This window comes from Vibrio renipiscarius (genome assembly GCF_000827885.1).
Lineage (GTDB): Bacteria > Pseudomonadota > Gammaproteobacteria > Enterobacterales > Vibrionaceae > Vibrio > Vibrio renipiscarius.
The window spans coordinates 65,925-86,470 of the sequence record NZ_JTKH01000023.1 but is presented as its reverse complement, the minus strand read 5'-3'; the positions used below and the strand labels follow the sequence as shown (position 1 = coordinate 86,470).

The following is a 20,546-nucleotide window of genomic DNA, read 5'->3' as shown; positions in this document are numbered from 1 at the left end:
TGAAAAAAAGCGCAGCCCGTATGGCTGCGCTTCACATTTTAACACTAGAAAAAGGCTTAACCTAACCGTTTTTGATGGCGCTCACGGTTTTCTAGTTTTTTTTCTGAGCTTTTTCTTAAAAGGACATATACCGCCCCCGTTCCGCCATGAAACGCTTGCGCGCTGTGGACCGATTGCACTTCTTTAATTTGTGCCAACCACTGTGCGAGGTAACTTTTCATTTGGGCGGGTGGATTTGAGCGCTCACCACGGCCATGCACGATAAGCACAGTACGAATATCCATCCGAATACACTGCTTTAAAAACACGACAACTTCGTCTCTGGCTTGCTTAAGCGTACGTCGATGCAAGTCTAGTTTGGCTTGTATTGGGTATTTGCCTAACCTCAGTTTACGAAACACGCCATCTTGCACGCCATCGCGTTTGAATTCGATGATGTCTTCCGGTTTTAGAGGCACGGCGTAATCAATTGAAAGATAGTCAGGATCTTTTTCGGTCAGCCAAACGGCGGCAGCTTGTTTGGCAAGATGCGCATCACTGGTGTGATGGATCTTTTTTAATTCAGCCGTGTCATTATGGAGAGGTTTTACATCGCCCATGATCTGTTGGAAAAGGGCGAAATCGTCGTCTTGAGACATAAGGGCATCTCAGGGGTTGAATCCAATAAACTTATTATACTGAAGCTGGATGGCAAAGGGACAAATTTTATTACGAAATGAAGGTGTGGACAGCACCGAATGCGGACGGCATCGACATCAAATAAAAAGTATCGATACAAAAGAATCGCTCTCGAAGGCGTTGGTATTCATGGTAATGCCATGGCAGATCAAGCGAAGTTGATGACTTTATGCTGTCTTTCACTCTATTTTCTTTGATATCCAATGATTCATTGAGATAAAGCGATAAGATAACGATGGAACGGGATGGCATTTTTTGTGTTTAGGCTGTGCGATTTCGTTGGTTATTTATACGATCTTAATCTTATTGTTTGTATTTTAGGCACTTAAACCATAAAAATGAAAAAGCTGCATAAAATCACTTGCGTTAAATTCAGGAATTAGTAATATACGCCTCGTCGACAGGCAATGAGCCTTGTAAGACATCTCGGTGAATAGCGCAGCTTGGTAGCGCATCTGGTTTGGGACCAGAGGGTCGGGGGTTCGAATCCCTCTTCACCGACCACATTAAAGAAAGCCGCAGCAGAAATGTTGCGGCTTTTTTGCATTTTCTCGCCAAAACTGCTGACTCGTTACTTATCCTGATTAGTATGAGCTATTGGCAGGGCCGCAACGATGGTTAGGTTCGTGTTTTTATTTCTTCTATTTCTTCGTTAAGCCGCTAGTACTTGAACTCACAATTGGCATTACGGCTCTTTGAACGTTGCGTAATGGTAAAGCCCTGATCTTGCAGCAGTGATATTAAGCTGCTCTCTCCAATCAAATGCAATGTGCCGACCACCACCAAATAATTACCTTGTTTCTTCGGCAATATATCTTCTTTCGCTAGCTTCTCTGCCCAGTCCTGATTGCGTTGATGGATAAACGCCTGTTCAAATTCTGGCGACATCTCCGTTAACGTCGCAAATTCATTCAGTTTCGCGATGTCACCACGCTTCCAACTCTTGATTAAACAATGGGTGGTATTTTCTGAATGATCGAACTGCTCGATTGCGTCCGTCAGCAATTCTTCACCATCATTGTTTTGCTGAGTGAGTAAATCAATTTGAAACTGCAGAGTCTCTAAACCGATGATGGGCTTTCCTTCGCTCACCGCTTGTGACAGTAACCGTAGATCGACGCCATCTTTTGCTTGATAGCCTAAGTACTCTAGTTGCTTCATCTGTATCGCCAAAGCGGATGCCCAAGGCGGAGTCTGTAATAACTGCTGACCATTAAGGTTCAATAGATTGGCAATGCCCAATAGCTCTTTTTGCTGTGATTGCGTCAAGACATCTTGGCTGACTTTATCAGCACGAGGGTATTGAATGTTTTGTTGGTTGCGAATGTCCGCTTCAAGGATGAGTCCATCAGAGTGCTGCAAGAACGTTGTGATTGCACTCGGGAGTGGGTACATATCGGCGTCCCCCACATGAACGGATCCTACAAGCAATAGGTTCAGTTTTCCCTTGCTCGCTTGCCAGTAGAGTGGTTCTGCATAAGATAGTGGGCTAATGAGTAGGGTAGCGAGCAAGCAAAGCAATCGAGTCATAGACGGTCCAATAGCAGGCAGTGATCGGGTTGCTTATAAGCATGAGTCTAATTGAGTTGTGATGCAACTGGTTATGGTTGCTTCATATTTTGCGGCGTCTTGCGGTGGCAATGTGAACGATGGACACGTTATTGAGTGATTCAATGTGTTGAATAATCGTATTACTTTGCATTAAGAATTAAGAAAATGATGAGAACAACTAATTTTTAGATGTGAAATAACTCGCAAAAAGACGCTTTGTAGTCTGTTAGGCAATAAAAAGCCCGGCATTAACCGGGCTTATCGAATCGCAAAAGGAACGGATTAAGCGATTTGAGATTGCTGCTCTTCAATTTGTTGCTCAGTGCTGATTGGGCTTTCTGCGCCATGCATCCAGCGAACCAGTGTGTTTGAGAACATCAGTAGAAGAAGACCCGATAGCGTTGCAGTGACCGCAATGCCACCGAAGATGTGCATTGCACCAAGCTCACCAACATGTGAACCGATGTAGCCTGCTACGTAGTTTGCAATAGCATTAAAGCCAAACCATGCGCCCATCATCAGTGAGGCAAGACGTAGCGGAGCAAGTTTCGTCACCAGCGATAGACCGATCGGGGATAAACACAATTCGCCCAGAGTATGGAAGAAGAACGCACCGACGAGCCAAAGCATTGAGGTTTTCACGCCTGTATCACCACCTTGCTCCATGACCGCACCAACCATACATAAGAAGCCAAGTGCTAGGAAGAACAGTGCGAACGCAAATTTCACCGGTGAATTTGGTTCACGTTTACCCAGTTTCACCCAGAAAGCCGCCAATACGGGTGCTAAGGTGATAATAAAGAACGGGTTAAGTGATTGGAACCAAGCTGCCGGCACTTCAAAGTTGCCAATCATACGGTCAGTGTATTGCTGAGTGTAGATGTTCATTAGACCACCAGCTTGCTCGAAACCTGCCCAGAACACGATCACGAAAAGACCCATAATCAAGATGACTTTTAAGCGATCCATCTCTTGTTTGGTTAGTGGCTCTTTTCCTTTTGAATTTTTTAAATCCAAATCGCGTTTAGCTGCGGGTATACGACCAATGTCGCCAAGCCAAGACTGCGCAAGCCCCATTTGCATTACCAAGCTAATGATCATGCCGATACCAGCGGCAACAAAACCGGCTTTCCAACCAAATTCATTGGTGACTGAACCAGAAACGACACCGGCCAGCAGTGCACCAATATTGATGCCCATGTAGAAAATGGTAAACGCGCCATCGCGTCGGTTGTCGCCTTCTTTATAAAGGTCTCCAACCATGGTTGAGATGTTTGGTTTGAATAACCCGTTACCCGCAATGAGAAGTGCCAAGCCTAGGTAAAAGCTGTGCATCATCGTCATACCTAGCATATCTGCAGGTAATGCCAATGTGAATTGACCAATGGCCATGAGTGCGCCACCAATGAGAATTGAGCGACGTTGGCCTAGGTGGTTATCGGCTAACCAGCCGCCGATAAGCGGGGTAATGTAGACGAGTCCAGTATAAATGCCGTAGAGATCTAGAGCATCTTTAGTCGACCAGCCTAAGCCACCGTTTAAAGTGGTATCGGTTAAATATAAGACTAAAACGGCACGCATCGCATAGTAAGAGAAGCGTTCCCAAAGTTCAGTGCCGAAAAGTAAAAATAGGCCACGAGGGTGACCAAAAAATTGTCGATGTTGTGTTGGCATAAGTTTTACTAATAGTTATTAATAGAGAATTTTATGGTGGTAATACCTATACATGATGAAATTAAGTAATGCAAATTATCTATAATTAGGTGTAGTTTGCAAAAGTGTGATAAGTAGCTGATAAGTGTATTTTTAGTCACCAATGTGATGATATTGCGTCCATTTAAAAACTAAGGTTTCATATTTGGTGCGTCTGTTCTTGCGAGATATTCGTGTATTAGGTGATTGTTTTTATTTGATTAAATAAAAAAAGGACGCCGAAGCGTCCCTTTTTTATGATTGACTTTTAGTAGGCGTCGTTGTGAACAGCCTTCACAGCACGACCGGAAGGGTCTGCACAGTTCTTGAACGATTCGTCCCATTCAATGGCTTTTGCCGATGAACAAGCCACCGACGGACCACCAGGTACACATTCTGCCGCTGAAGGCAGCGGGAACAACTCTTCAAAGATTTCACGGTAAACGTAGCCTTCTTTGGTTGTTGGTGTGTTATATGGGAAGCGGAAAGCCGCGGTTTCGAGTTGCTGTTCAGTCACTTTCTCTTCTGCGACTTCTTTGAGCGTATCAATCCAGCTGTAGCCAACGCCATCAGAGAATTGCTCTTTCTGACGCCATGCAATCGCTTCTGGCAAGTAATGCTCAAAACATTCACGCAAGATGTGTTTTTCCATCTTACCGTTGCCGCACATTTTATCTGCTGGGTTTAGGCGCATTGCGACATCGATAAACTCTTTATCAAGGAAAGGTACGCGTCCCTCAACGCCCCATGCTGCCAGTGATTTGTTCGCACGTGCACAGTCGAACATGTTCAGTGCAAGCAGTTTACGAACGGTTTCTTCATGGAACTCTTGTGCATTAGGTGCTTTATGGAAGTAAAGGTAACCACCGAAGATCTCGTCGGCACCTTCGCCTGACAGCACCATTTTTATGCCCATTGCTTTGATCTTACGACCAAGCAAGAACATTGGGGTTGAAGCTCGAATCGTTGTCACGTCGTATGTTTCGATGTGATAAATCACATCACGAATCGCATCTAAGCCTTCTTGAATGGTGTAAGTCATCTCATGGTGAACAGTACCAATTTGGTCGGCGACTTCACGCGCAGCTTTTAAATCAGGCGCACCTTCTAAGCCAATCGCAAACGAGTGAAGTTGAGGCCACCATGCTTCAGATTTTTCATCATCTTCAATGCGCATCGCGGCATAACGTTTTGCGACAGCGGAAGTGATGGAAGAGTCAAGACCGCCAGAGAGGAGCACACCATAAGGAACATCCGTCATTAGCTGACGTTTGATCGCAGCTTCTAGCGCGGCAGTCAGCTCTTCTTTGCTGGTATGATTGTCTTTCACGGCAGCATAGTCGTTCCAGTCACGAAGGTAGTAGCGTTGCGGCTCACTGTCTTGACTGCTGTAACTGCTACCAGGAGGAAATTCACTGATGGTTTTACAAATAGGCACGAGTGCTTTCATCTCAGAGGCCACATAGTAGTTGCCATGCTCATCAAAACCTTGATAAAGCGGGATAATACCGATGTGATCACGACCCACTAGATATTGGTCTTTCTCTTCGTCATAAAGGACGAAAGCAAAAATGCCGTTTAATTCTTCAAGCAGCGCTTCACCCATGTCTTGGTAGAGCGCCAAAATAACTTCACAGTCAGAATCGGTTTGGAAGTCGTACTTGCCTTCGTAGCGAGCACGGATCTCTTTGTGGTTATAGATTTCACCGTTAACTGCCAGTATGTGTTTGCCGCTTGGGCTATAGATAGGTTGTGCACCACTGTTTAGGCCAACGATTGCAAGACGTTCGTGAGCGAGGATGGCGTTATCTGAAGAGTAAATACCTGACCAATCCGGTCCGCGGTGGCGAAGTTTTTTCGACATCTCAAGTGCGATAGGGCGCAATTGAGCAGCGTCGCTTTTAATATCTAAAATGCCAAAAATTGAACACATACTAATCCCTTATTTAAATTTTATTTATCTCTTGTATATAAATCTGCCATTCTGGTTAAAAAATGCAACAGCTAGCGATAAAAAAAATCACAAAACCGCCATTGCATTAAATATTATTTAATTTAACTTTGATTGATTAAAAAAAATCCACCTATTGGTGGATTTTAAACCGTTTATCTAAGTCTGATAAATAAAGCACTAAAAAAACTATGGTTTTTCAAAGTTTGGTCGCAACTGTTCGCAAACGTGTCGCGCAAAGCCACTACCCGCTTCGCTGTAAATATTAAAGGCAGCATCGACGCCGTTTTCGACGAGAGTGTCGATTTGATCTGGGTATGCCGCAATGGCTGCGATCTGGCCTTGATAGTTACGCAGTCTCAATTGCTCAAGCGCGATTTGATTCCCTTGGTGATGAGGCATTGCTAACAAGACCAGTTTTACGTTTCCAGTATCTAAGATTCGCTCCCAGAAATCAGGGTCAGTCGCATCGCCTGAAATGACGTTGCGACCATGGTGTTTATGGGTATTCGCCGCTTCTTCACGCACTTCAATGCCTAGGCAAACTTTCCCGTAACGGTTGAGTAACTCATCATAAGCGCCGGTACCGATACGCCCCATGCCTAAAATGAGGATTTGGGCTTGGCCAGGATTGATCAGTTGATCTCGAGCGTGCAGTTTTTCTGCCGCGTGTTCTTTTAACCAGCGACCAGAACGTTGATAGAGAGCATGGCCTTGGCGGTTAATGGGCGCGGCCAGAATGAATGAAATCGATACCGCTATTGCGAGTGCAACCAAAATATCGCCACTCATCCAGCCCATCTTAAAGGCAAGCCCACCGACGATTAAGCCAAATTCGCTGTAGTTAAACAAACTCAAAGAGGAAAGTAATGAGGTTCGAACTCGAAATTTAAACGAATTGAGCACCAAGAAATATAAGATGCCTTTCAGTGGCAGCATCAACATGAAAATCAGCGCGAGCGCAAAGCCGGCTAAGGTTGGTTGCTCTGATAAACCGATGTTGAGGAAGAAGCAGACCAGAAAAAGTTCTTTCAAGTTGAACAGCGATTTCGACAGTTCCGAGGCCTTCTTGTGACCGGCTAATAGCATGCCTAAAATCAAGGCTCCCAGATCGGCCTTCATGCCAACCAGTTCAAAAAGCCCTGCGCCAACCACGAGTGCGAAGAAGATGCCAAAGAGCACCAGCATTTCACCATGGCCCACCCAATCAAGTAGCTTGTAGAACAATGGGCGAAGCAATGGCAAGGCAAATAAGATGATGGCGTACCATTCGGGCAGTTTTCCGGTCGAGACGGTCAGGAAGACAACCGCGAAGATGTCCTGCATGACCAAAATACCAATCGCAATCGTACCGTAAGTAGCGTTAAGCTCCCCTTTTTCTTGCAAGGATTTAACCGCAAAAACAGTACTGGAGAACGAAAGGGCAAAACCGAGTAACACAATTTGCTCAAGGCTCATTGCCGCCAGTGAACCCACGCCGAGTACTTTTAAGCACAGCAAAGCAGCTGAAAATAGCAAGGTGGACAAGAGGTTATGGATGGATGCGCCGGCCCAAATTTCTTTTGAGAGTAAAGTTTTAAGATCGAGCTTCAAACCAATGGTGAAGAGAAGTAGGGTGACGCCTAAATCGGCAAGCGTAATAATGGTGTCGTTAGAGCTGAAACCTGCCATTTTTAAACCAAAGCCAGCAAGTAGGAAGCCAACTAAGGGTGGTAAGTTACATTTTAATGCGATAAAGCCTGCGATAAACGCGGCTGAAATTAGAATAATTTCCATATTATAAAAGCGGGTGTCCTAAAAAAGAAAAGGCTACATCGTACGACATAGCCTCATATTCTAACTCAATTGGTAACGTAAACGATCAGTCTTCAAGCAACTTTTGTAACAAAACCCCATTAAGCATCGCGCGTTTGATCATGGCGAATGCGCTCATGGTCGGCTGCTTATCGATTTCAGACGCGACAATCGGCAATTCTGAATGGAAAGTCGGCAGTGATTGGTTTTCCACATTGCGACGTATCGCAGGGAAAAGGATCTCTTCGCAGCTGGTGATATCACCGGCGATAATGACTTTTTGAGGGTTAAATAAGTTGATGGTCATCGCGATGGCTTTACCCAACTGATTACCCACGCGGACTAAACTTTGCTGCGCAAGCTCATCACCGCGGTTGGCGTGCTCGCATATTTCTTTAATCGTAATGCTCGGCAGTTCAGAAAGACTCGACACATAGCCCTGTGCGATCAGTTTTTTCACTCGATCAACAATCGCAGGGTTTGCAGCGACGGTTTCTAAACAACCAAAGTTACCGCATTGGCATTGTTCGCCAAGCGGATCAATTTGAATGTGACCAATTTCACCGACGTTACGGTTATAACCCAGGAAGACTTGTCCGTTAACAATAATACCCGCACCGGTACCACGGTGCACACTCACTAAGATTGAGTCTTGGCAGTCTTGGCTTGCGCCAAAGTAGTGCTCCGCAAGGGCCATGCCGCGAACATCGTTACCGACGAAACATTCAACGTGGAACGTATTACGAATCAAATCCCCTAACGGTAAGTTATCGACGTTGATATTTGGCATGTATTCAACGACGCCAGTTTCAGGGTTAATGAGTCCAGGTAACGCGATGCCAATGGCGATGAGTTGATCGATGATCGATTGATTGTGTTCAATGAAGTTTTTCAGGAACAACAGCAACCCATCGACAAGCTCGCCTTGAGTGGTGTAGTAAAATTCTTGATAGTCTGAAGCCAGCTCTTTTCCGCCAAGGTCAAAGAGACTGAACTGAATGTAATCGCGGCCTAAGCGCACGGCGACAGAGTGAAAAGGGGCTTCTTCTGTCGTTAGGGATATCGCGCGACGTCCACCGGTAGAGGCTTGTTGAGCGACCTCTTTAATGAGGCCGCGCTCGAGCAGTTGGCGGGTTATTTTAGTGACGCTCGCAGGAGCTAAATGACTGACGTCAGCAACCTGTATCCGTGAGATAGGAGCTTGCTGGTCAATGAGTCTGTAAACTGCTGCACTGTTTAGTTGTTTAACTAAATCTACGTTACCTATTTGTCCGCCATTCATGTTTACACTTGCTCGTATTGTCCGTTAACAACATTCGCTTGGATTTGGAAGTCACGGTTAAAGACAGTTAGGTTGGCAATCATGCCTTTTTTGATTCGGCCTAATTTGCTATCAACACCTATTGCTTTTGCAGGATACAAAGTAGCCATGCGCAGTGCTTCATCCAAAGCGATTCCGACGTGCTCAACAGTATTTTGTACTGCCTCAATCATTGTGAGAGCCGAGCCGCCTAGTGTGCCGTTTTCATCAACACACTTACCTTCTTTGTAATATACTTTCTTACCAACAAAAATAAAGTATTCCATGTCGGCACCTGCAGGAGCTGTGGCATCGGTCACTAATACTAATTTTTCGCCCTTAATTTTGTGAGCGATACGGATATTTGCATAGTCGACGTGGAAACCGTCGGCAATGATACCGGCATAAACATCAGGTGTATCATAAATTGCACCAACAACACCGGGTTCGCGACCGACCATTGGTGTCATTGCATTAAATAGGTGAGTGGCAAAGGTAATGCCGTGCTCAAAACTTTCACGCGCTTCGGCGTAAGTTGCGTTGGTATGACCGATAGACACGACAATACCGGCTTCTTTTAGGCGAGTGATGTGTGCTGGATCATTGTGTTCTGGCGCTAAGGTGACTTTCGCGATGACATCTGCGTTCGCACACATGAAGTCGATCATGCCGTTATCCGATGGGCGAATGTAATCCACACTGTGGATGCCTTTTTTGGCCACGTTTAAGTAAGGGCCTTCTAGGTGCAAGCCGAGTGACTGGTTTTGGTATTTTTCATTGTATTCACGAGCGGCTGCTACCGATTGGCGCATATCTTCGTCTGATGAAGTAATGAGGGTAGGAAGAAAGCTTGTGCAACCTGATTTTAGATTCGCTTCATGCATGATCTGCATTGTTTCAGCTGTAATTTCATCATTCAGCATCACGCCGCCACAACCATTTAACTGCAAATCAATAAAGCCAGGGCTTAGATTTGCACCGTTTAGATCGCGAGTTTCAATGCCTTGAGGCAGTGCCGAGATAGGGCACACTGAATCGATGACATCATTGTTGATAATGACAGCGTGATCCACAAGAACATCGTTGCCTGTATAGATTTTACAGTTTGTTAGCGCATACATGATTAGCTAATCCTTATAAAGTTGAAGTCTTGAACTTTTGTCGCGACCCAAAACCGGAGACAAAACCCTCACTTGTTTACTTTATTTGTGAGCTTCAATTAGGTCGCAAAATATGTTTAGCAAACGAAGGATTCCTCCTCTTTAGACACTGCTGTTGTGCGATTCATCGCGAAATCATTCTGTCGTTTTTATCAATTTTGTTGTTCAGCATAAAGCCTTATACAGTATGACTTGACTGTCGAATATTTCATATTTCAGCAGGCTGGATGATATCTGCTAATTTCCATTTTTTTGAATTGTAAAATAAGTTTTATGATCTCGCTAGCAAAAACCTTCGACTGGACCTGTTTCTGGTGATTATGATCACAAATGGTAAGGTTTTAATTTGCGGAGCAAAATTAATGTCATAAACTGAGTTGGACTAAATTGAGCAACAAAAAAAAGTGGCTCGACCAAAATACAAATCCTATAGGGGGAACTAAAGGTGAATATTCTTGGATATGCACAGAAGTTAGGTAAAGCACTTATGCTTCCTATCGCAACACTACCTGTTGCGGCACTTCTACTACGACTCGGTCAACCTGACCTACTAGACATCGCGTTTATGGCTTCTGCTGGTAACGCTATCTTCAGCCAACTACCACTACTATTTGGTCTTGGTATCGCTATCGGTCTTTCTAAAGATGGTAACGGTGCTGCAGGTCTTGCTGGTGCAGTTGCTTACTTCGTTCTAACGGCTACAGCTGCAACAATTGATGCAAGCGTTAACATGTCATTCTTTGGTGGTATCATCGCTGGTATCATCGCAGGCCACTCTTACAACGCTTTCCACATGACTCGTCTTCCAGAATGGTTGGCATTCTTTGCAGGTAAACGTCTAGTTCCTATCATGGCTGGTCTGTTTGCTCTAGTAATGGGTGCAGTAATGGGTGTGGTATGGCCTTCAATCCAAGGCGGCCTTGACGCTCTAGCGCACGCAGTATCAACTTCTGGTGCGGTTGGCCAATTTGTATACGGTACTCTTAACCGTGCACTTATCCCTGTCGGTCTACACCACGTATTGAACTCTTACTTCTGGTTCGGTATGGGTTCTTGTCAAGAGATCATGATCTCTACTGCATCTGCAGCGGGTCAAGCTCTACCATCTCTAAAACAGTTGTGTGTGGATCCTGCTCTAGCGAAAACGCTAGTTGTTGGTCAAGAGTACACGTTCAACTTTGTTAACACAGTGACGCCTGAAATCACTGCAACAGTTAACACAGTAACTGAGACAATCAAGTCTGGTGACCTACATCGCTTCTTCGGTGGCGACAAGTCTGCTGGCGTATTCATGAACGGTTTCTTCCCAGTAATGATGTTCGGCCTACCTGGTGCAGCGCTTGCAATGTACCTAGCAGCGCCTGCTGAAAAACGCAGCCAAGTTGGTGGTGCACTATTCTCAGTAGCATTCTGTTCATTCCTAACGGGTATTACAGAGCCTCTAGAGTTCATGTTTGTGTTCCTAGCGCCTGCTCTATACGCAATGCACGCAGTATTTACGGGTCTATCTCTAGTAGTAGCAAACATGTTCGGTACTCTGCACGGCTTCGGCTTCTCTGCAGGTCTTATCGACTTCCTACTAAACTGGGGTCTAGCGACTAAACCACTAGTACTTCTTGTTATCGGCTTAGGTTTCGGTGCTCTATACTTCTTCACATTCAGCTTCGCAATCCGCGCTTTCAACTTGAAGTCGCCAGGCCGTGAAGACGATGACGAAGCAGCTCCTGCAGCGCCAGCTGGTGAAGCAGTGAAAGGTGACCTAGCTCGCCAATACCTAAAAGCACTTGGTGGTCACGAAAACCTGACTTCAATCGATGCTTGTATCACTCGTCTACGTCTTACTCTAAAAGACCGCTCTATTGCTGATGAAGTTGTTCTTAAGAAGCTTGGTGCGAAAGGTGTGGTGAAACTAGGTGAAAAGAACCTACAAGTTATCCTTGGTCCTCTAGCGGAAATCGTTGCTGGCGAAATGAAAGCAATCGGTGCTAACGAAGACCTATCTGATGTAAAACTACCTTAGTAACCTTCGGGTAAAATGTTAGTGTAAAAGCCTCCTTCGGGAGGCTTTTTTGTTTTAGAGCAACGGAAAAACACAGCATGGTTATTTTGCCAGCGATGTGGCGGTATTATTTGTCAATAAAAGACGAGTTCTTGTTGTGTCTTGAGTCAGAATTGTGGATCATTAGTCTCATTATGCTCTGAGGCGTGTATTAACCTTCTCAGAGCCATTTTTTTCTGACAATACTAAAACTAATTGAGGTGCTCAGATGAGTGAAGCTGAAGCTCGTCCATCGAATTTCATTCGCCAAATCATCGATAAAGATCTAGCGGATGGTACACACACAAGCGTGCATACTCGTTTCCCGCCAGAGCCTAACGGTTACCTGCATATCGGTCACGCTAAGTCAATTTGCCTAAACTTTGGTATTGCTCAGGACTATCAGGGTAAGTGTAATCTTCGTTTTGATGATACCAACCCAGAAAAAGAAGACGTTGAATACGTTGAGTCAATTAAGAATGATGTGAGCTGGCTAGGCTTTGAGTGGGAAGGTGAGGCATGTTACTCATCAAACTACTTCGACGCGCTATACGGCTACGCAGTGGAATTAATTACTAAAGGCTTAGCGTATGTTGAAGAGCTAAGTCCTGAGCAGATCCGTGAATACCGCGGTACGCTAACGCAACCTGGTAAGCCAAGCCCATACCGCGACCGCAGTGTGGAAGAGAACCTAGCGCTATTTGAAAAGATGCGTGACGGTGGCTTCCAAGAAGGTACAGCGTGTCTACGTGCGAAGATCGATATGGCATCATCGTTCATCGTAATGCGCGATCCTGTTCTTTACCGTGTGCGTTTTGCAGAGCATCACCAAACGGGTGATAAGTGGTGCATTTACCCAATGTACGACTTTACGCACTGTATCTCGGATGCGCTAGAAGGCATTACACATTCAATCTGTACGCTTGAGTTCCAAGACAACCGTCGTCTATACGATTGGGTTCTTGATAACATCACGATTGATTGCCAACCTCGTCAGTACGAGTTTAGCCGTCTAAATCTAGAATACACCGTGATGTCTAAGCGTAAGCTGAACCAACTTGTGACTGAGAAATTGGTTAACGGTTGGGACGACCCACGCATGCCAACGATTTCGGGTCTACGTCGTCGTGGTTTTACGTCTGCGTCTATTCGTGAATTCTGTAAGCGTATTGGTGTTACAAAGCAAGACAACATGATCGAAATGGGCTCACTTGAGTCTTGTATCCGTGATGATCTGAACGAAAACGCACCACGTGCGATGGCGGTTCTTGATCCGGTTAAGATCGTGATTGAAAACTTTGAGCAAGGTAAAGTGGAAACACTGACCATTGCTAACCATCCAAACAAGCCTGAAATGGGCGACCGCGAAGTACCATTTACTCGTGAAGTTTGGATTGAGCGTGAAGATTTCCGTGAAGAAGCGAACAAGAAGTACAAGCGTTTAGTACTAGGTAAAGAAGTACGTCTACGTGGTGCATACGTGATTCAAGCTGACCGCATCGAGAAAGATGAGCAAGGCAATATCACCACGATCTTCTGTAGCTACGATTCAGAAACGCTAGGTAAGAACCCTGCTGATGGCCGTAAAGTGAAAGGTGTTATTCACTGGGTATCTGCAGAGCAAGGTGTTCCGGCTGACATTCGTCTTTATGATCGTCTGTTTACAGTTCCTAACCCAGCAGCAGCAGATAACTTTGCTGAAACCATTAACCCAGATTCACTGGTTGTATTGAATGGTTTTGTTGAGCCAAGCCTAGCATCTGCGGAAGCGGAAAAAGGCTACCAGTTTGAGCGTATGGGCTATTTCTGTGCGGATAAGAAAGACTCTTCTGCAGAGAAGCTTGTCTTCAACCGTACGGTTGGTCTACGTGATACTTGGGCTAAAATGGACGCTGAGTAATCGCTAGCGATTGATATGAAAAATGCCAGTCTAATGACTGGCATTTTTGTATCTAGAATTTGTATCGAGGATGCATTGCGCTAGTCTGTTGATTGAATGTATCTGTTGGTCTCTTTCAATGGGCAGAGCAGGATCATGCGATAATAAAAAAGCGCCGTTAGGCGCTTTTTTAATTGATTACTTCGCTTTGTGAGCGTCAGGGTTACCTTTACAGGTACCGTCACCACATTTACCATAAAGGTATAGGCTGTGGTTGGTTAACGTCACATTGTATTTTGCTGCGATTTCACGTTGACGTTCTTCGATGACGTTGTCAGAGAACTCGATAACTTCACCACAGTCTAGGCAAACTAGATGGTCGTGGTGGTGTTGAGTTGAGAGTTCAAACACTGATTTGCCACCTTCAAAATGGTGACGAGTTACGATGCCAGCATCATCAAACTGGTTTAATACTCGATAAACAGTCGCCAAACCAATCTCTTCGCCAAGATCGATCAGCTTTTTGTACAACTCTTCAGCACTGATGTGTTGGCAGTCAGGTTGCTGTAATACTTCTAAAATTTTAAGTCTAGGTAGCGTTACCTTAAGACCAGCATCCTTTAGCGCTTGATTATTGTCTGACATATACTTTCCCGTTGATGATCTGCAGCGTTTCACAGAATTCAATATTGCCACCATTATAGGGCAGGTTACGGTAACAATAAACCACGAACTTCAAAGGGTTACTCATATTTATTATAAAGTTGTGGGGTGTCACGGATAAAACTGGTCTAATTAGTTACAATTCATTAACCTTTGTTTCTTTATTGTCAGTGTTGATCTATGAGTTCTTTATTTTCAATGGTTTATAAGCCGGGCTTTGTTAAATTTGCTTTGAATATATGGCCGCCATTCTGGGGGGCAGGGATAAAAATCATCTCAATCAGTGCCGATTTTCGTCAGGTTGAGGTGCAGCTTAAACTTCGCTGGTGGAATAAAAATGCTAATCGAAGTCAGTATGGCGGCAGTATATTTTCACTTACAGATCCGATTTATGCATTGATGCTCATGGGAATATTAGGAGAGGAATATTTCGTTTGGGATAAAGAAGCGAGCATTAATTTTATTCAGCCAGGTCGAGGTGATCTTTTTGCTCAATTTCATCTGACGAGTGGCCAACTCGATGACATATACCGCTTAACGGATTCCGGTCAAAAATGCTTTCCTGAATTTATCACGCATATTAAAAATCAGCAGGGTGATGTGGTTGCGGAAGTACAACGCAAATTGTACGTGCGGAAAAAGCCGAAGTATCGCGAAGGTGAAGAAATTTCGTAAGAGTTAGATAGAAAAAAACCTCCCGGAGGAGGTTCTTTAGAAATTAGCCTTCAAGCTCAGCTAGGCACATTTCATCATAAATTTGTTTACACCAGTTGTTTACGCGCTCTTCAGTCAGCTCTGGTTGACGGTCTTCATCAATACATAGACCGATAAACTGGCTATCGTCGCCTTCAACAAGTGCTTTTGACGCTTCGAACTCGTAACTTTCTGACGCTGTGTAACCTAGGATGGTGCCGCCTTTTGCTTCAACGATGTCACGTACTGTACCCATCGCATCACAGAAGTACTCTGCGTAATCTTCTTGGTCGCCACAACCAAAAATAGCAACAAGCTTGGTCGAGAAATCGATTTGCTCAAGTTCTGGGAAGAAGTCATCCCAATCACATTGCGCTTCACCGTAATACCACGTAGGGATACCGAGTAGAAGAAGATCAAAATTATCGATGTCTTCTTTGCTGCTTTTCGCAATGTCTTGAACGTTAACTAGTTGATTACCTAGTTGCTTTTGAATCATCTTTGCAACAGCTTCAGTGTTACCTGTGTCACTACCAAAGAAGATACCTACACTTGCCATAGAGTCATTACCTTTACAATTGTCTACTTATTAGCAGGGGAATAAGAGTTAACCTAAACCTGTTCCTTCCCAACTCAGCTGGATTAATCCTTTAAGGATGAATCCGGCACAACCAAGAAAGAGAACTAACCACACGATTCGACGACCAAATGGAGGAACATTGCCAGCATTGAGTACATCTTTTATCGCCATACCGATTAAGAAAAAGAGTGCGGCGAACAGAAGATCGAGACCAATGGACTCAAGCATGTTCATGTAGTCGTAAAGCATGGTATCCCTTTATGCTAATTTACTTGCGCAGCACTATACCACTGTTATTAGCCAAAGTTAATGCGATCGTCTCTCACTTTATACTTATACCAATAGAAATAATCCGTGGTTCATTCTTGTCGATCAAACGTCTTGCTCATGTTGTTATTGTTTTGTTTTTTAGACGCATGAAATGAGCATCATGCGTTATTTATCATCGGCAAAAAACCGATGCCTTTTGTTGCGATACACCCTGTATATTGGCGAAGGCACTGAGTTTTATGAGATGAACTTGCGAATAGTGCGTAACACTTCTTCGGGCTTTTCTGCGTGCAACCAATGGCCGGTGTTGGCAATGACGTGAGCTTTGGCATTTTGAAATTGGGCTTGAATCGGCTTTTGATGCTCTGCTAACAGGTAATCAGAGTCAGCCCCTTTAATAAACAGAGTGGCCGTGGCTATCTTGTTGATAGGTTGCCAGCCAATAATGTTTGCGTAGTTTTCCCAAAGATTATCGACGTTGAATCGCCAAGCAAAGTTCGTGTTATTGTTGTACAGCGACTTGCCTAAAAACTGTCGTACCCCTTCTATCTCAATATGATCGGCCAGAATCGCCATGGCTTGTTTGCGATCAGTCGGCTTTGCAGACGCAACGGCTTTTAAGCCAGCAAAAACATTGGTGTGGCGATGTTGGGTGTATTCGACGGGGGCCATGTCGAGCACGATCAGTTTTTCAATCTGATTTTCCAGCCGTTCGGCCACTTTCATCGCGACTTTTCCGCCCATAGAGTGGCCGATGAGCGTTAGGCGTTCTATCGATAAATGCTTAATTAATTCAATGACATCTTGCGCTTGTACCGCGTAGGTATGATCACTTGAATGCAAGGATTGCCCATGGTTACGAAGATCAATACTCAGCACTTGGTGATCGTGCTTTAAATCGCGCGCAAGAAGGCCAAGGTTATCAAGATTGCCGAATAAACCGTGGATCAAAACAATGGTGTGACCCTCACCTTCGAGTTTGTAGTTGAGCTGCTGTGACATTTTATCTTATTCGTGACTGGTTTAACGTAGAGTCTGAGAGAAGATCTCGCTATAATCGCCACAGAGTTTAAACATAGAGATTGTGAAAAGCGAATGAAAACAATTGAGGTTGATGAGGATCTATACCGTTACATCGCCGGTCAAACCCAACATATCGGTGAAAGTGCATCCGATATTTTGCGTCGATTGCTGAATGTAGATGGGCAGGTTCAAGCCGCTCAACAGCAGCCTATCATCGAGCCTATCGGTTTGGTGATCAGTAAAGATGCTGTAAAAGAAGTTCAACTAGATGGCGTGAAAGAGATGCGTTCTCTGCTTATCTCAGATGAGTTTGCTGGTCTTAAAAAAGCCATCGACCGTTTTATGCTAGTTCTTTCCACGCTGCATCGTATTGATCCAGAAGGTTTCTCGGAAGCGACTCAAGTTAAAGGTCGTAAGCGTGTGTATTTTGCTGACAATGAGCAAACGTTGCTTGCTAATGGCAATACCACCAAGCCGAAAGCGATTCCTGCTTCTCCTTTTTGGGTTATTACAAACAACAATACCAGTCGTAAAAGACAAATGGTTGACCAGCTCATGTCACGGATGAGTTTTCCTGCAGATTTGATTGAGAAGGTTACTTTCTCAATCTAGTTTGTAGCACAGAGCCTCATAATATTGTGTTGATATCATTATGGGGCTTTTTTGTATCTATAAATTTAGAAAGGATGTCAAAATGGCTATGCACCCAAGAGCTGGACAAAAAGCTCAACAACAGGATTTGCACAATATTCCTGCTTTAGTTTCAAACTACTTTTTATTGCAACCGGAACCAAGTAATCCGGATCATAAAGTGGAGTTTGGTACTTCTGGTCACCGTGGTACGGCTGACAAAGCAACGTTCAACGAACATCACATCTTAGCGATTGCTCAAGCGATCGCTGAAGTACGTGCAGAGCAAGGTACGACAGGGCCACTATTTGTGGGTAAAGATACTCACGCGTTGTCAGAACCAGCCTTTGCCAGCGTATTGGAAGTGTTAATTGCGAACGGGATTGAAGTGATTGTTCAGCAGGATGGCGGTTACACGCCAACGCCTGGGGTATCGCATGCTATTTTGACCTATAACCTAACGCATCAAGATAAAGCCGATGGCATTGTGATCACACCATCACATAACCCACCGCAAGATGGCGGCATCAAGTACAACCCGACTCATGGTGGTCCAGCGGAAGACGCGCTAACGAAAGCCATTGAAAACCGCGCTAACGTACTTATCGCCGAAGGCTTGCAAGGTGTGAAACGTATGCCGCTTGCGGATGCGAAAATCTCACCATTGTTTAAGCAAGTTGATCTGGTCAAGCCATATATTGATGACTTAGTGAATGTTATCGATATGGAAGCGATCCAAAAAGCGAACTTAAAACTGGGTGTTGATCCACTCGGTGGCAGTGGCATTGATTACTGGCGTCAAATTGGTAAAGCGTACAATCTTGATCTTACGCTGGTGAGCGAAGCGATTGATCCTACGTTCCAATTTATGTCATTGGATAAAGATGGTGTGGTACGTATGGATTGTTCATCACCATACGCCATGGCGGGTTTGTTAGCTCTGAAAGACGACTATGACTTGGCGTTTGGTAATGATCCTGATTACGATCGTCACGGCATTGTAACCGCAAAAGGTTTGATGAATCCGAACCACTTCCTTGCGGTATGTATCGATTACCTTTATCGCCATCGTGAAGGATGGGGTAAAGAGGTTGCGGTTGGCAAAACACTCGTTTCTAGTGCGTTGATTGACCGTGTCGTTGCGGATCTTGGCCGTGAATTGTGCGAAGTACCTGTCGGCTTTAAGTGGTTTGTTGATGGCTTATACAGCGGTCAATTTGGTTTTGGCGGTGAAGAAAGCGCTGGAGCATCATTCCTACGTAAAGATGGCACGCCATGGGCGACAGACAAAGATGGCATTATTCTTTGTCTACTAGCGGCTGAAATTACGGCCGTAACCGGTAAAAACCCGCAGCAATATTACGAAGAGCTTGCGGCGAAGCATGGCGAATCGAAGTATAACCGTATTCAAGCGGTGGCGAATGGCCCGCAAAAAGACGTACTGAAGAAGCTTTCACCAGAGATGGTGTTAGCGGATACCTTAGCTGGTGACGCGATTACAGCTCGTTTGACTCACGCTCCGGGTAATGGTGCGGCGATTGGTGGTCTTAAAGTGACGACTGAAAACGGCTGGTTTGCAGCGCGTCCGTCAGGCACGGAAGATATCTACAAGATCTATTGTGAAAGCTTTAAAGGCGAAGAGCACTTGAAGCAAATTGAAAAAGAAGCACAAGAGATTGTTAACCAAGTATTTGCTGACGCTGGATTGTAATTCATAAACGCGTAAATATTGTTAAAGAGCTGTCGCTACCGCCTCAGCTCTTTTTTATACCTGTCATTTGCCCTTTCAATGACCTGGCCAGCCATCGGGTACCACAAACCAAAATTGTCCACACTCAGTTTGAGCATGAATAAAGCGCTCAGGGCTGGCGGTGACAGATTCTCGGCTCTCACCAAGGCCGGTCGCCCAGCGATCTTTAGATAAATGAAAAAGTTCTTGCTCAATTTGATGAGATTGAGAATAGAAGCACCAGTAGCCATTGATTATATTGGGGTTAATAGGGTGGTTAAGGCAATGTGTTGGTGTTATTTCATGGCTAAATGGATTGGTATAAAGTCGTCCTTGCATCAATAGATGATGAGAGGTTACGTCAAGTTGCGGGTAGTGTTGATGGAAGGTTTCAGAGCGCGACATCGCCAGTTGATGATTGAGCATGCGGTCGAGTTTTTTATCGAGTTGATCATGGGCGTTCGGTCCGAACCACGTTCCTTGATGAAGGAGATAAAACTTTATAGCCACTTCCCAATGTTCCAACTGCTCGTCTTGTCGGTTGGAGACTAAGAGATCGATAGCGCCCAGCGTTTTGCCATCTTGGTTGAGTTGTATTTCCTCCATTGCGACTTGGTAATGTGGACTCAGTTTGAAGGCCTCAGTGCACAGGTGCTGATAAAGAAATCCCAAGCGGCGGTTTCCCTGGTATTGACTCCGTTCAGGCAGTGGCTGGGATTGTAAACCGCTTAAATCAGAAAATGGCGAACGTGATGCAATCAGGTTGGGTTGAGTTAGAATCCAATGATAAAAATCCGTCAATGTAGTCATAATCATCCATAAGCGATTGTTCGCGTTTGTTTCGACATTGAGTATTGAAGTTGTTATAACTTTGGCAATAAATAACGCCGACAATAAAGCCTTTCTAAAGTCAGG

17 protein-coding genes and 1 tRNA gene are annotated in these 20,546 nt (G+C 44.7%); 6 read left to right on the top strand and 12 right to left on the bottom strand.

The genetic code is table 11. The annotated features are described in order from the left end of the window. Positions 1-56: 56 nt before the first annotated feature. A complete protein-coding gene (smrA, locus tag OJ16_RS12785) occupies positions 57-638 on the bottom strand; it encodes a DNA endonuclease SmrA (protein ID WP_040991271.1) in 582 nt (193 codons plus the stop codon). A 467-nt stretch (positions 639-1,105) separates the two neighbouring features. On the opposite strand from smrA, the gene OJ16_RS12780 reads away from it, so the two are divergent. Continuing rightward, a tRNA-Pro gene (locus tag OJ16_RS12780) sits at positions 1,106-1,182 on the top strand. A gap of 156 nt (positions 1,183-1,338) precedes the next feature. Here OJ16_RS12780 and OJ16_RS12775 read toward each other — a convergent pair. The 6 genes from OJ16_RS12775 to nagA all read right to left on the bottom strand — a co-directional run bounded on the left by OJ16_RS12775 (position 1,339) and on the right by nagA (position 10,087). Further along, positions 1,339-2,208 carry a TraB/GumN family protein gene (locus OJ16_RS12775; RefSeq protein ID WP_040991269.1) on the bottom strand — a complete coding sequence of 290 codons (870 nt, stop codon included), beginning with the start codon at positions 2,206-2,208 and terminating at the stop codon, positions 1,339-1,341. A gap of 303 nt (positions 2,209-2,511) precedes the next feature. Next, the gene (locus tag OJ16_RS12770) at positions 2,512-3,903 is read right to left on the bottom strand and encodes a peptide MFS transporter (protein ID WP_040991267.1); all 1,392 of its coding nucleotides are present in this window, start codon (positions 3,901-3,903) and stop codon (positions 2,512-2,514) included. Positions 3,904-4,189: 286 nt separating this feature from the next. Beyond that, positions 4,190-5,854: an asparagine synthase B gene (gene asnB, locus OJ16_RS12765; RefSeq protein WP_040991265.1), complete on the bottom strand. Its 1,665-nt coding sequence runs from the start codon at positions 5,852-5,854 to the stop codon at positions 4,190-4,192. A 207-nt stretch (positions 5,855-6,061) separates the two neighbouring features. Continuing rightward, positions 6,062-7,648, bottom strand: coding sequence for a cation:proton antiporter family protein (locus OJ16_RS12760; protein WP_040991263.1), 1,587 nt, complete (start codon positions 7,646-7,648; stop codon positions 6,062-6,064). 85 nt (positions 7,649-7,733) lie between these two features. Next, entirely contained in the window at positions 7,734-8,948 is a 1,215-nt protein-coding gene (nagC, locus tag OJ16_RS12755; protein WP_040991261.1) for a DNA-binding transcriptional regulator NagC, read from the bottom strand. A 2-nt stretch (positions 8,949-8,950) separates the two neighbouring features. Continuing rightward, positions 8,951-10,087 (bottom strand): N-acetylglucosamine-6-phosphate deacetylase, encoded by a 1,137-nt coding sequence (gene nagA, locus OJ16_RS12750; RefSeq protein WP_040991259.1) that lies wholly within the window; start codon positions 10,085-10,087, stop codon positions 8,951-8,953. Positions 10,088-10,571: 484 nt separating this feature from the next. Here nagA and nagE point away from each other — a divergent pair, with 484 nt between their 5' ends. Then, positions 10,572-12,146 (top strand): N-acetylglucosamine-specific PTS transporter subunit IIBC, encoded by a 1,575-nt coding sequence (nagE, locus tag OJ16_RS12745; protein ID WP_040991257.1) that lies wholly within the window; start codon positions 10,572-10,574, stop codon positions 12,144-12,146. A gap of 247 nt (positions 12,147-12,393) precedes the next feature. Then, positions 12,394-14,064: a glutamine--tRNA ligase gene (gene glnS / locus OJ16_RS12740; protein ID WP_040991255.1), complete on the top strand. Its 1,671-nt coding sequence runs from the start codon at positions 12,394-12,396 to the stop codon at positions 14,062-14,064. A 177-nt stretch (positions 14,065-14,241) separates the two neighbouring features. On the opposite strand, the gene fcrX is transcribed toward glnS, so the two are convergent. Further along, complete coding sequence (gene fcrX / locus OJ16_RS12735; RefSeq protein WP_006710465.1) at positions 14,242-14,688, bottom strand: ferric iron uptake transcriptional regulator FcrX; 447 nt, start codon at positions 14,686-14,688, stop codon at positions 14,242-14,244. Positions 14,689-14,886: 198 nt separating this feature from the next. Here fcrX and OJ16_RS12730 point away from each other — a divergent pair, with 198 nt between their 5' ends. Next, positions 14,887-15,381: a DUF4442 domain-containing protein gene (locus tag OJ16_RS12730; RefSeq protein ID WP_040991252.1), complete on the top strand. Its 495-nt coding sequence runs from the start codon at positions 14,887-14,889 to the stop codon at positions 15,379-15,381. Positions 15,382-15,424: 43 nt separating this feature from the next. Here the strand turns inward: OJ16_RS12730 and fldA are convergent, their stop codons facing one another. The 3 genes from fldA to OJ16_RS12715 all read right to left on the bottom strand — a co-directional run bounded on the left by fldA (position 15,425) and on the right by OJ16_RS12715 (position 17,251). Continuing rightward, positions 15,425-15,958: a flavodoxin FldA gene (gene fldA, locus OJ16_RS12725; RefSeq protein WP_040991250.1), complete on the bottom strand. Its 534-nt coding sequence runs from the start codon at positions 15,956-15,958 to the stop codon at positions 15,425-15,427. A 48-nt stretch (positions 15,959-16,006) separates the two neighbouring features. Further along, complete coding sequence (locus OJ16_RS12720; protein ID WP_040991248.1) at positions 16,007-16,228, bottom strand: DUF2788 domain-containing protein; 222 nt, start codon at positions 16,226-16,228, stop codon at positions 16,007-16,009. Between the two features lie 258 nt (positions 16,229-16,486). Beyond that, positions 16,487-17,251, bottom strand: a complete 765-nt coding sequence (locus OJ16_RS12715; protein ID WP_040991246.1) for an alpha/beta fold hydrolase — start codon at positions 17,249-17,251, stop codon at positions 16,487-16,489. Between the two features lie 93 nt (positions 17,252-17,344). Here OJ16_RS12715 and seqA point away from each other — a divergent pair, with 93 nt between their 5' ends. Together seqA and pgm are read left to right on the top strand one after the other, a co-directional pair. Next, the gene (gene seqA, locus OJ16_RS12710; protein ID WP_040991243.1) at positions 17,345-17,884 is read left to right on the top strand and encodes a replication initiation negative regulator SeqA; all 540 of its coding nucleotides are present in this window, start codon (positions 17,345-17,347) and stop codon (positions 17,882-17,884) included. 82 nt (positions 17,885-17,966) lie between these two features. Continuing rightward, the gene (pgm, locus tag OJ16_RS12705) at positions 17,967-19,613 is read left to right on the top strand and encodes a phosphoglucomutase (alpha-D-glucose-1,6-bisphosphate-dependent) (protein ID WP_040991241.1); all 1,647 of its coding nucleotides are present in this window, start codon (positions 17,967-17,969) and stop codon (positions 19,611-19,613) included. Between the two features lie 75 nt (positions 19,614-19,688). On the opposite strand, the gene OJ16_RS12700 is transcribed toward pgm, so the two are convergent. Continuing rightward, positions 19,689-20,441: a DUF1853 family protein gene (locus OJ16_RS12700; protein WP_040991239.1), complete on the bottom strand. Its 753-nt coding sequence runs from the start codon at positions 20,439-20,441 to the stop codon at positions 19,689-19,691. Between the last annotated feature and the right edge of the window lie 105 nt (positions 20,442-20,546).